At 30.2% G+C, this 12,385-nt stretch carries 12 protein-coding genes and 1 pseudogene; 9 read left to right on the forward strand and 4 right to left on the reverse strand.

Annotated features, from left to right (window positions below; all coding sequences use genetic code 11):
• The first annotated feature begins 90 nt into the window (after window positions 1-90).
• From MAEO_RS01415 to MAEO_RS01440, 6 genes are all read left to right on the forward strand, one after another.
• Window positions 91-399 (forward strand): 30S ribosomal protein S24e, encoded by a 309-nt coding sequence (locus MAEO_RS01415; protein WP_011973004.1) that lies wholly within the window; start codon window positions 91-93, stop codon window positions 397-399.
• A 3-nt stretch (window positions 400-402) separates the two neighbouring features.
• Entirely contained in the window at window positions 403-576 is a 174-nt protein-coding gene (locus MAEO_RS01420) for a 30S ribosomal protein S27ae (protein ID WP_011973005.1), read from the forward strand.
• A 487-nt stretch (window positions 577-1,063) separates the two neighbouring features.
• A complete protein-coding gene (gene radB / locus MAEO_RS01425) occupies window positions 1,064-1,705 on the forward strand; it encodes a DNA repair and recombination protein RadB (RefSeq protein WP_011973006.1) in 642 nt (213 codons plus the stop codon).
• A 431-nt stretch (window positions 1,706-2,136) separates the two neighbouring features.
• Window positions 2,137-2,466 (forward strand): MJ1244 family protein, encoded by a 330-nt coding sequence (locus MAEO_RS01430; protein ID WP_011973007.1) that lies wholly within the window; start codon window positions 2,137-2,139, stop codon window positions 2,464-2,466.
• Window positions 2,467-2,514: 48 nt separating this feature from the next.
• Entirely contained in the window at window positions 2,515-4,110 is a 1,596-nt protein-coding gene (gene atwA / locus MAEO_RS01435) for a methyl coenzyme M reductase system, component A2 (protein ID WP_011973008.1), read from the forward strand.
• Window positions 4,111-4,309: 199 nt separating this feature from the next.
• The gene (locus MAEO_RS01440) at window positions 4,310-5,389 is read left to right on the forward strand and encodes a hypothetical protein (RefSeq protein WP_011973009.1); all 1,080 of its coding nucleotides are present in this window, start codon (window positions 4,310-4,312) and stop codon (window positions 5,387-5,389) included.
• A gap of 47 nt (window positions 5,390-5,436) precedes the next feature.
• Here the strand turns inward: MAEO_RS01440 and MAEO_RS01445 are convergent, their stop codons facing one another.
• Complete coding sequence (locus MAEO_RS01445) at window positions 5,437-6,714, reverse strand: 3-isopropylmalate dehydratase large subunit (RefSeq protein ID WP_011973010.1); 1,278 nt, start codon at window positions 6,712-6,714, stop codon at window positions 5,437-5,439.
• Window positions 6,715-7,365: 651 nt separating this feature from the next.
• On the opposite strand from MAEO_RS01445, the gene MAEO_RS01450 reads away from it, so the two are divergent.
• From MAEO_RS01450 to purF, 3 genes are all read left to right on the forward strand, one after another.
• Window positions 7,366-7,581, forward strand: coding sequence for an LSM domain-containing protein (locus MAEO_RS01450; protein WP_011973011.1), 216 nt, complete (start codon window positions 7,366-7,368; stop codon window positions 7,579-7,581).
• 79 nt (window positions 7,582-7,660) lie between these two features.
• A complete protein-coding gene (locus MAEO_RS01455; protein WP_011973012.1) occupies window positions 7,661-7,849 on the forward strand; it encodes a 50S ribosomal protein L37e in 189 nt (62 codons plus the stop codon).
• 311 nt (window positions 7,850-8,160) lie between these two features.
• A complete protein-coding gene (gene purF, locus MAEO_RS01460) occupies window positions 8,161-9,540 on the forward strand; it encodes an amidophosphoribosyltransferase (protein ID WP_011973013.1) in 1,380 nt (459 codons plus the stop codon).
• 67 nt (window positions 9,541-9,607) lie between these two features.
• On the opposite strand, the gene MAEO_RS01465 is transcribed toward purF, so the two are convergent.
• The 3 genes and pseudogenes from MAEO_RS01465 to tnpA all read right to left on the reverse strand — a co-directional run bounded on the left by MAEO_RS01465 (window position 9,608) and on the right by tnpA (window position 12,214).
• A complete protein-coding gene (locus MAEO_RS01465) occupies window positions 9,608-10,501 on the reverse strand; it encodes a PHP domain-containing protein (protein ID WP_011973014.1) in 894 nt (297 codons plus the stop codon).
• Window positions 10,502-10,553: 52 nt separating this feature from the next.
• Window positions 10,554-11,801, reverse strand: a complete 1,248-nt coding sequence (locus MAEO_RS01470; protein WP_157196815.1) for an RNA-guided endonuclease InsQ/TnpB family protein — start codon at window positions 11,799-11,801, stop codon at window positions 10,554-10,556.
• Between the two features lies 1 nt (window position 11,802).
• Window positions 11,803-12,214, reverse strand: a pseudogene (tnpA, locus tag MAEO_RS08135) (IS200/IS605 family transposase).
• Window positions 12,215-12,385: the final 171 nt, after the last annotated feature.

A 12,385-nucleotide genomic window follows, 5' to 3' on the forward strand; every position in this document is an offset into this window, starting at 1 on the left:
TGTAGATAATAAAAGAATATATATTTCAAGATAGTAAAATTACAAGATTATAAATAACAGATATTACACACAAACTATATTGGTGATTAAATGGAAATAAAAATAACATCTGATAGGGCAAACCCATTATTACATAGAAGAGAAGTTAAATTCATAGCAAATTATGATGGAACTACGCCATCAGTTAACGAAATAAAGATGAAAATAACAGCAATGTTAAACGCTGACAAATCCCTAACAATAGTGGATTCAATCTGTCAAGAATATGGAAACACAGAATCCTTAGGATATGTTAAAATATATGATGATGAAAAATCAATGAATTTATTTGAAAAAAAATCAGTTTTAGAAAAAAATAAAATAGAAGAAGCTGAAACAACAGAAGAAGACGGTGAATAAAATATGGCTACAAAAAACAAAGGAACACAAAAACACAATTACTACAAAGTTGAAGGAGACAAAGTAGAAAAATTAAAAAAAGAATGCCCAAGATGTAAAGGTGGCGTATTCATGGCTGAGCACCTAAACAGATTTGCATGCGGAAAATGTGGATACACAGAATTCAAAAAACAATAAATTTTTAATTTTTTTTATAAATTTTTAATTTTTTTAATATATGATGATTTTTTTAGACATAATTATGGGCGTTGTATTATAGTCAATCTTCGGACATTTTCGCTAAACCATCTCAAAATCGCAAAGCGATTTTTACGATCTCAAAACTCCGAAGGAGTTTTTACGACCCAAAATTCCGGAGGAATTTTTAAGGTCGTATAAATTTTTCAGAGAAAAATTTAGAGATATTTTAAAGCTAAATTCTACTATTACCAATAATAAAGAATGATTTAATGATTTGGACTATAAAGAACAGTTATTGAAGATTAACTATATGCGGGGAGCTCCCAAAATATAACATAATCTAATAAAACATATCTTTTTTTAAATTGTTCGAAAATATTATATATCATTCATTATTTAATCGATATTGTTATTATTTCATTATTTATCTTTATTTATTATTTTATTTAATTGTATAGTTATTTTAAATTTGGTGAATTAAAATATGTTAGAGGATATTTTAAAAGGAGATATTGAAAGAAAAACTATCACCCAAATATATGGTCCTCCGGGTGTTGGAAAAACCAATTTATGCATCATTTCTGCTATAAATTTTATAAGGCATGGATATAAAGTTGCATATATTGATACAGAGGGAGGATTATCGACCGAAAGAATAAAACAAATTTCAAATAATAATGAAGAATTTAATAATATATTAAATAATTTAATAATATATGAACCTGAAAGCTTTGAGGAACAATCAACCATACTTAAACAACTTGCCTTAATCGATAATTTGGGACTAATTATTGTAGATGGTATTGCATCACTTTATAGGCTAGAACTCTCCGATGATATCAATCAAAATGCAAAAGTAAATAGGATAATGGGAAACCAGATATTAATACTAAATAAAATATCAAAAAAGAACAATTCTGCGGTTTTAATTACTAACCAAATAACTGATACCAATAAAGGATTTAAAGCATCAGGGGGTAAGATTTTAGAATATTGGAGTAAAATAATAATTAGGATAGATAAACCAAACACCATAAGAGAAATGACATTAGAAAAACATAGACATGCAGCAGAAGGTCAGAAATTACGATATAAAATAGTCAATAACGGCGTTCATAAATTATAGTCATTGTAGGACACCCTGCATAATGCTCTATGTTAAATAAGCGATATTTATAGTTAATCTTCAATGACTGTCCCTTATCCGCCCTAAATTATTAAATAAAATCTCTTCGAGATTTTATACAAAAGCATAGCTTTTGCAAATAAATTTTTTCGTTTTTCTTTAATTCAATAGGCAATAGGATATTTTGCTTAATTATAGCACGATTTAGTGAAAAAGACCGAAGATTGACTATAATGTTTAGTTACATATGAGTAAATATGTATGGATATTGAAATTTTATTGCAAATATTTCATAATTAACCATATAATCTGTTATATCTTTTTGAACGCATCCTAATAATAAATATCTTAATATAATAATAATAGAATAATAATATTGTATTATATATATTGACCATACAATATTAAGCATATCGTTATATGGTGATATTATGAAAGTGCTATTATATATATTTGTAGAAATTGAAAATATTGGAAAAGCTATCAATGCCCTTTCAGAAGGGGAAATTTCTGGATTTTTTTTAATGGAATATAAAGGAATGTCACCTCAAGAGTGGGCTGGATTTTTAATTGACGAGGAACCTGAAAAAGCTGTAAAAATAATCAATGATATGGCCAAAAATTCAGTTGTAATTGGAACTGTTGTTAGTGAGAATAATCTTGAAAACATAAAATATGCCATAGCTGAAAAATTAGGGGACTACAAACATACGATTATGGAGCTCCCATTATGCGGACTAAAAGTAAATAAAGTGGATTAATCAAATTAATTATTATTTATTATTTATTATTTTATATTGGTGATGATAATGGTATTGCTTGAAGTAAAAAATGTTAGTAAAAAATTTGGAGATAGTGAGGTATTGAAAAATATAAATTTTACATTGGATGAAGGAGAGGTTCTTGGAATTCTTGGAAGAAGTGGTGCTGGAAAATCGGTTTTACTACATATGCTTAGGGGTATGGAGGGGTATGAACCAACAGAAGGGCAGATAATTTATACCGTAGCTCAATGTGATGGATGTGGTTCAGTAGAAGTTCCTTCGATGGAAAATCAAAAATGTAGTTGTGGAGGCAATTATGAGCTGATTTCTGTTGATTTCTGGGACAAAAATCAGACAACATTTAATTTAAAAAGAAAAATTGCCATAATGCTCCAAAGAACTTTTGCTTTATATGGTGAGCAATCTGTTATTGAAAATATATTGCAGGCACTATCAGCAGCAGGGTATGAAGGAAAAGAGGCAACAAATATAGCTCTAAAATTAATAAAAATGATTAAAATGGAGCATAGAATTACTCATGTTGCAAGAGATTTAAGTGGGGGAGAAAAACAGAGGGTAGTTCTTGCACGACAGATAGCTAAAAAACCAATCATATTTTTGGCAGATGAACCAACTGGAACACTGGACCCAAAAATCGCAAAAATTGTTCATAAAGCACTAAAAGAGACCGTAGTTAAAAATAAAATAGGCATGGTAATAACTTCTCACTGGCACGAGGTAATAGAAGAATTGGCAAATAAAGCCATATGGTTAGAAAAAGGAGAGATAAAAGAACAGGGAGATAGTAAAGAAATAGTTGCTAAATTTGTAGAAACCATTACAGAATTAAAGAAATTTGACAAGGTTGAAATTAAAGAGGATATGGCAATATTGGAAAATGTTGAGAAAAAATATTGTTCGGTTGAAAGGGGAATTGTAAATGCCGTTGGTGGAGTATCATTAGATATTAAAGAAATGGAAATATATGGATTGGTTGGAACCAGTGGTGCTGGAAAAACTACCTTATCAAAAATAATTGCAGGTGTAATTCCTCCATCGAAAGGAAAATATATATTTAGGGTGGGGGATGAATGGGTAGATATGACACAACCTGGTCCAATGCATAGGGGAAGGGCAAAAAGATACATAGGTATGTTATTCCAAGAATACACATTATATCCACATAGAACAATATTATACAACCTTACAGAATCCATTGGCTTGGAGCTCCCTGGAGAATTTGGAATGATGAAAGCTAATCAGGTGTTGGTTTCAGTAGGTTTCACAGAAGAGGAGGCAGAGAAACTATTGGATAAATATCCAAATGAGCTCAGTGTTGGGGAAAAACACAGAGTAGCACTTGCCCAAGTTCTTATAAAAGAGCCACATATGGTATTATTAGACGAACCAACTGGAACAATGGATCCAATTACAAGAAACCAAGTTGCAGAATCGATTCAAAAATCAAGGGCAGAATTAGAGCAAACTTATGTTATAGTATCTCATGATATGGATTTTGTGTTAAATGTATGTGATAGGGTGGCATTAATGAGGGGAGGCAAAATAATTAAAATAGGAGCTCCCGAAGAAATTGTTCAAATATTGACGGAAGAAGAAAAAGAAGAAATGATTGGACATTAATAACATATATTATTTATATAATTTTATTTTTTTAATTATTTATTTTATTATTGTTTTTGAAAGGTAATTATAGTTAATCTTCAATAACTGTTCCTTATCCGTCCCAAATTGAGCATATTTCTCTGTTGTTGGTAATATAATAAGAGATTTTATATTCTTTAACTATGCATTACGGAAATTGTTCGAAGATTGACTACAAATGAATGGTAAAAATATATTATTGGGAATATCAATTTTAACAAATGTATTATTGATAATATTAATAATATCATCTGTTTATATGGTATGGAGCTCCGCCAATGATTCCAGAAATGCAATTCCATTTGAACAAATGGCAGAGGGGCAAAATTCAATCTCAATAGTAAGTCAAAAAGTCATATTTGAAGATAACAATATCTATGTGGAAGTAGTTGGTAAAAACATAGGGGATAGAGTATGCGAAGGAAGTATAACTGCTAAATTTTATGATTCGGGGTGTTATTTAATAGGTAGCACAACAGAATACATTGCTAATATTGATTCGGGCGAAACATTTAAAATAAAAATAAACAGTCCTCACAATAATAATATATCAACAGTTAATTTATCAATAAAAAGTTATGGCAGTATGCAAACTTATGACGGAGCTCCCATTCAAACCAACTATAATATTTTAAAATACAACAATAGTCAAATTATTGAAGTTGTCGGTAAAAATACAAACAATAAAAAACTTAATGGATATATTTTAATAAAATATTATGATGGCAATAATATATTAATAGGGCAGAATGAGGTTTATTTATCTTGTGTATCCCCAAATGAGGAGTTTAAATTTAAAACCCATTACAATACTTGGATACATAATAATTACACAATTTCAAAATGCAAAATATATTCTATCTTTGATATATACAATCCCGTAGGAGGTTATTTGAGGGAGTTGGATAATGGAAAACAAACAGATATAAAAATAATTAGTCAAAAATTATCAATGTCAAAAAATGGACAGGCATATGTAGAACTAATTGGTGAGAATACAGCTAAAAATAGTATAGGTGGAGCAAATATACAAATTAAATTTTACAATGACAATAATATATTAATTGGATGTGGGGAAAAATATATTAAAAATATAGGGGCCAAAGAAAAATTTAGATTAAAAATATATTGTTGTATTCTTACTAACTATCATAATTACAATTATTATGGTGATGGCAAATATAATAATAATACCAATCCATTAATTTTAGGATATGATGATGAAGTTTCAAAATATAAAATAAACATAAATAAATAATTGTTAAAAAATATATAAAATAATATAAAGATATTAAATTTATTTTTTTATAAATCTCTTGGGTCTATTAATTCCCCTTTAACCGCACAAGCTGCTGCTGTGATTGGTGAGGCCAAATAAACTTCTGATTCCAATGAACCTTCTCTTCCTCTGAAATTTCTATTTGAGGTAGCAACCCCAACTTCATTAGGTCCCAATATACCATAGAGGGCCCCCATACATGCAGAACATGACGGATTTGTTACGACACAGCCATATTCATAGAATTTTTGAATAATTCCTTCGTTAATTGCCTCCAACATTACCTCTCTTGAAGCTGGGGTGACTACAACCCTAACATCATCAGCTATACCTCCATGCTGGTCTATGATGTTTATTGCAGCTCTTAAATCCTCAACTCTTCCGTTGGTGCAACTTCCGATAAATACTTGGTCAATAGGTCTTCCAGCAACTTCTCTTGCAGTTTTTACATTATCCACAGCATGAGGGCAAGCGAATAATGGTTCTAAGTCATTTACTTCTATTTCATAGGTTTCTTCAAATTTAGCGTCTTCGTCTCCTTTTAGTGCGGTGTATGGTCTTGTTGTCCCGTGCTTTTGCATAGCCCTTTTTATGAAATATGTTGTTTTTACATCTGGTTCTATAAGTCCAGCTTTTGCACCCATTTCAATGGCCATATTTGACATGGTCATTCTTGAAGAAATGGACATCTCTTCAACTGTTTCACCGCCATACTGGGCTGCTTTGTAAGTTGCGCCATCAAATCCAACTTCTCCAATTATTTTTAATATTACATCTTTTGAGGTAACGAAATCGTTTAATTTTCCACTTACATTAAAGTATAGCGTTTCAGGTACTTTAAACCATAATTCTCCTGTTGCAAATACTGCTGCCATGTCTGTGCTTCCTATTCCTGTTGCAAATGTTCCAAATGCTCCATATGTGCAAGTGTGGGAATCTGCTCCAACTGCAACGGTTCCTGGTAAAACATGTCCTTTTTCAGGTAAAACTTGATGGCAAACTCCTTCTCTAATATCATAGAAGTTTTTTATGCCTTGTTCTTTTACAAATTTTCTTAAAAGGGCATGGTTTTCTGCTGCGGTTATACTATCCGCAGGTATTTGGTGGTCGAAAAGTATTGTTATTTTCTCTTCATTATCCCATACTTTTTCTATTCCTTCATTTTTTAATGTATTCACTGTCAATGGTCCAGTAATATCATGAGCCATTGCCGTTTCTATTTTGGCCATTACTATGTCTCCGGGAGCTACTGTTTTATTTCCTGATGCTTTTGCAAGTATTTTTTCTGCTAATGTCATTGCCATAATTTGCCTCTATTTAAATTATTTTGTTTTTAATAAACGGTATAGTGTGCTCGGAAAAAACTCTTTCCTTGAAAATCTATAAATCCAAAGGAAAAGGATTATAATATTTATATATGTGTTGTGGTCAATCATATAATGTAATACAAAATACATGACGACCCAGTTGGAACAAACTTTTTGAACACACCGATATATATTATGCCCGTATTATACATAATATACTTTCATATGTTCAATATGTATAGGATTATAAACTATAAATAATATTTGTTTATGATATAAATTATTATATAATAATTATAATAATTATGGTTAATTGACAATATATGTTCTTAAATATACAATAATTAAAGACACATATAATACTACTAAACAGTAATTAAGGCATAATTTTCCATCTGACATATATATTATAATAAAAAATATCCATACAGTTCAAAGATTTAATCCATATAATATGGCAAATATAATATATTGTAATATAATATTTATGGCCATAGAACAAACATGAATATGTAATAATTATGTCCAATAGAAACTTATATATAATATACATTCAGAAACTATAAAAAGTATTATATATTAGAAATAGCTAATAACTTTCGATATAATAAAACACACAATATTTTTTTATTTTCGTGAGGTGTAAATATGATAGACAACCAAAGACCATTGGATGCATTAGGCAAATCAATAAATACTAATGTTTTAGTTAAATTAAAAGACGGACAAACCGTAAAAGGTAGGTTAAAAGCATATGATTTGCATTTAAATGTTGCATTAGAAAATGCTAAATTCGATGGAGAAGAAAAAGAATATCCTCTCATTGTAGTAAGGGGAGACAATGTATTATTTATATCATTATAAATGACCAATATATTGGATAAAACTATATTAATATAAAAAAGATATATCTATATCATATAATTAAAACACGGTGAATTAAATGAGTAAAGGAACGCCATCACAAGGTAAGCATAACAAAGGTTCAAACCATATAATATGTAGAAGATGTGGAAGAAGATCATACCATGTTAGAAAAAAAGCATGTTCAGCATGTGGATTTGGAGCAAGTAAAAGATTAAAGACATTTGCATGGAAAAACAAAAAAATAAATGGACAAAGAGTTAGATAAATAATAAATTTAATATTTATTTATTATTTTTTTAATCAATACTATGTATTATATAACATATATGTTATTTAGGCTTTATTTTTATTTATTTTATTTTTATTTATCATCAATCTTCGGTAGTTCCCTGTATATTGTCCCTGAGAACAGATGATAAAAACCAAAGATTTTATAGTCCATTGGTTTAGCTAATCTACAAGTTCGAAGGAATTTGACTTTTCGAACATGCCATAATTTTAGAAACATTCATTAATTATAAATATATATTATAGATATTAGAATAATATATATTAAAAATATTATTAGTGATAACAATGTGTGGAATTTTTGGAATATATTCGTTTTTAAATAATGATGTTGCAAGTAAAATTTATTATGGCCTTTACGCTTTACAGCATAGGGGGCAGGAAGGTTCAGGCATAGCTACCTTTGATGGGGAAAAAATTAATTCCTACAAGGGCCTTGGTTTAGTTCCTGAAATATATACAAATGAAATATTATCGGAGCTCCATGGTTCTGTTGGTATTGGTCATGTTAGATACTCCACAACAGGAGATAGCTGTATTGAAAATTGTCAGCCATTTGTAGTAAGTAGCTCCATAGGTTCTCTCTCAATAGTCCATAATGGAGATATTGTAAATTCCGATAAATTAAAAATTGAGTTAGAAAAATTAGGGCATATTTTTATGTCTTCAACAGATTCAGAAGTTATAGCCCACCTTTTAGTTAGGGAGCTCCTAAAAACTGACGATATTGTTGAGGCAGTGACAAATATTTCAAAAGAATTAATCGGTTCATATGCCATTATAATTATGCACAATAATAAACTTATAGCTGTTAGAGGTCCAAACGGATTTAAACCACTTTGTGTAGGAAAAGATGAAGATGGTTCCTTATATGTTTCCTCTGAAAGCTGTGGATTAGATGTAATTAATGCAAAATTAATAAGAGATGTGAAACCAGGAGAAATTATAGTAATAGATGGCAATGGTATGGAATCATATAATATGATGCCTGAAAATGAAAAACCAGTGCCATCAAGCTGTATGTTTGAATATGTTTATTTTGCAAGACCTGATTCCATAATTGATGGAGTTAATGTATATGATGTTAGGAGAAATATAGGAAAAATACTTGCAAAAGAACACCCTTGCGATGCTGATATTGTTGTCCCAGTTCCTGATTCTGGAATTACCTCTGCTATGGGATATTCCGAGGAAGCCAATATTCCATATTATGAAGGCCTAATAAAAAATAGATATGTGGGAAGAACATTTATCATACCCTCGCAGGAAGCCAGAGTTTTAGCTGTTAGATTAAAGTTGAATCCCATAAAGCATCTTATTAAAGATAAAAAAGTGGTTTTAATAGATGATAGTATAGTCAGAGGGACTACTTCACAAAGATTAATCGACTTAGTAAGAAAAGCAGGGGCAAAAGAAGTTCATTTAAGAGTAGGTTCTCCAAAAATAATTTCACCATGCTTTTATGGTATAGATATGCCAACAAAAGAAGAATTAATAGGGAGCTCCAAAACGGTTGAAGAAATAAGGGAGCATATAACAGCTGATTCATTAGGTTATTTAAGTATAAAGGGATTAATAAAGGCCATAGGAAGAAAAGATTTATGTTTTGCCTGCTTAACAGGAAACTATCCTACTGAAGTATCCAATAAGTTAAACAATGTCAAATAATATTGCGTAATTTATTTAATTTTCTGATCAATCATAAACAAATATCATAATATATTTAAATATGCACCTATATATTATCAATATTTTTATTTACTTCTTTTAATTTATGTTTTGCCTTTCTTTTAAGATACATATTTCCTAAAACACCAGAAACTACTGGAAGTGGTGTGGCGACATATATAATCCCCCCAAGTATTGCAAGAAGTTTTTTATGAAGTGCAATATCTAATTCAGTTTTAGATATCATGGATTTTATAATTTTTTTTTCAGAGGTATAAACCATTTTATAGCTCCAAAGAATTATCTCCTGTAATGGCGTGGGAGCTCCCCCAAAAGATGTTTTTCTTTTAACTATGGAATTATACAACTCTTCTTTTGAATTTCCTTCAAACATGGTATATCCATTACCTACCATTTTTGCCAAATGTCCATCGCTATTCCCGATAAATGCCACAGGTTTTTTGTGATAATTATTAACAACCTTTTTTAAAGCTATATTATTTATAATTCCATCTCTATGGTATGCGTTAAATACCTCAACACCATCTAATTTTAAATTAAATATTTTATCGCCCAATGCATGACATATTGGACTATATGGATGCGGAGCTATGGCTAAACCTCCTTGCGCGTGGATTTTTTCAACAGTTTCCTCAGCAGTTAGTCCTTTTGGAATTTCCTCATTTAAATATAATCCAAGGAGCTCCCCATCTTTTGTCATTATTTCGCTTCCAACAATTACCTCTACACCATATTCTTTTTCAAGTTTTTTAGTTTCCAATCCTCCCCTTATGGTATTATGGTCAGTGATGGCAATTATATCCAATCCTTTTTTTTTAGCACTCCTAATAATGTTTTTTGGTTCTTCAACAGAATCAGGAAATGTCAGCCCCATATATTTCATTAATCCCGAATATTTAGAATGAATATGCAAATCTGCTTTTGAGTGGCAATCATTCATTGAATCCCTCTTAAATAATAAATAATCATAGTTTTATATGCATTAGTGTGAATTACCCCTCCCTTACGGACGGGGTTGAACGAAAACCTTTCGGTTTTCGTAGCCCTCGCCCTTCGGGCAAGGCTTCCTGATTCATAGGAGATACTTGCCCAGAGATTACCTTTATATAAGGTATAACTCTGAGTAGAGGTCTCCCCTCCGCAGGCACAACGGACTCTCCTAGCCCTGACTTTAATATATTCAAGGATGCGTTGTAATCCCTATCAATTTTCCAACCGCAGTTGGGACAAAAAAAGATTCTATCAGACAATCTTAAACTACTAACTACACAACCGCAGTTGAAACATTTTTTAGAAGTATAGGCAGGATTTATGAGTATTACTTCTCTACCAGCACCTTCCGCCTTATAAAGAAGTAAGTTTATAAATTTTTTCCAAGAACCATCAAGAATATGACGGTTTAAGGTCTTCTGACCTTTTTTGTTTTCAACCATTGATTTTATGTTTAAATCCTCTAAAACTATTTTATCATAATTGTTTATGTAGTATCTTGATAATTTATGTAGAAAATCATTTTTCTGATTATTTAGTTTATCATAAACCTTGATAAGTTTTAATTTGGTCTTTTTATAGTTATTAGAACCCCTAACCTTTCGAGATAGGTTCTTTTGGACTTTCTTTATTTTATCTAATGTTTCATCTATAAATTTGGGATTTTCAAACTTGTTTCCGTCTGAATCGATGGTATAACCATCAATTCCTAAATCGATACCTACAACCTTATTGGTTTTAGGTAGTGGTTTAGGTTCTTCTTCCACTTGAAAGAAAGCAAACCACTTGTTTGTTAATTCTTTTTTTATAATTACTCCTTTAATTTCTCCTTTGATTTTTCTATGTAGTTTTATAGAAATTTCTCCTATTTTAGATAGGTAAAGTTTGTTATCCTTTATCTTAAAACCTGATTGATTGTATTCTATCGTTTTATAGTGATTTTTAGATGATTTGAATCTTAATTTACCTACTTTATGTCCATTCTGTTTTAGTTTTCCCAATGCTTTGAGATTGCCCCAAAGTTTATTATTTACCATTTGAAGGGCTTTGGAATGGACTTTTTTAAGTTCAGGATTCTCCTTTTTATGCTCTGTGATTAATTTTTGAGTATCCCCTTTGTTTAGTTTCGGATTTTTAGTTTTTTGTTCTAAAAGGTAATTATAGAGGTATCTACAAATGTTTAGGTGCTCTTCTATTGTTTCTTGGATACTCTTGGATATGTAAATCCTGAACTTATAAGTTCTCATCATATTATTTACTCTGTTGTTCATCAACATATTTTTTCAACATATCGAGAGTCACTTGTCCAGATGTTGCCAGAAAATACGACGGTGACCATAGTGCATTTTTCCATAGTTTTTCTTTGACTTCTGGAAAATTACGCCTAATTTCCCGTGAAGTTATTGTTTTTAACGCATTTATGTATTTAGTAATATTCAATGTAGGTTTAGATTTGAATAGTGTATATGAATATGGTCGTCATCGCACTCCATAGCAACAATACTTACTTCAAAATTATGGGATATTTCATATACCTTCTGTTTAAGAAAATCTATTATTTTATCATTTATAAAAATATTTTTCTTCTGTATTTAACTACAATAATAAGATGATAATGCAAAGAATACACTGAATGACAACCCTTATCAAGTTTATATTTCATAATTATCACAAATATGGTATAACTATGTTTATACTATATATTTTGCCCGCATTTCCGAGCGAAGCGAAGGAAATATATAAAAACCGAAGGTTTTTATCATAATTCATCCCCTCCCTTACGGAAGGGGACTTCTTGCGGAATAAGTTAAAATATATAATAATATGTATTTTA

The organism is Methanococcus aeolicus Nankai-3 (assembly GCF_000017185.1).
Lineage (GTDB): Archaea > AGJL01 > Methanococci > Methanococcales > Methanococcaceae > Methanofervidicoccus > Methanofervidicoccus aeolicus.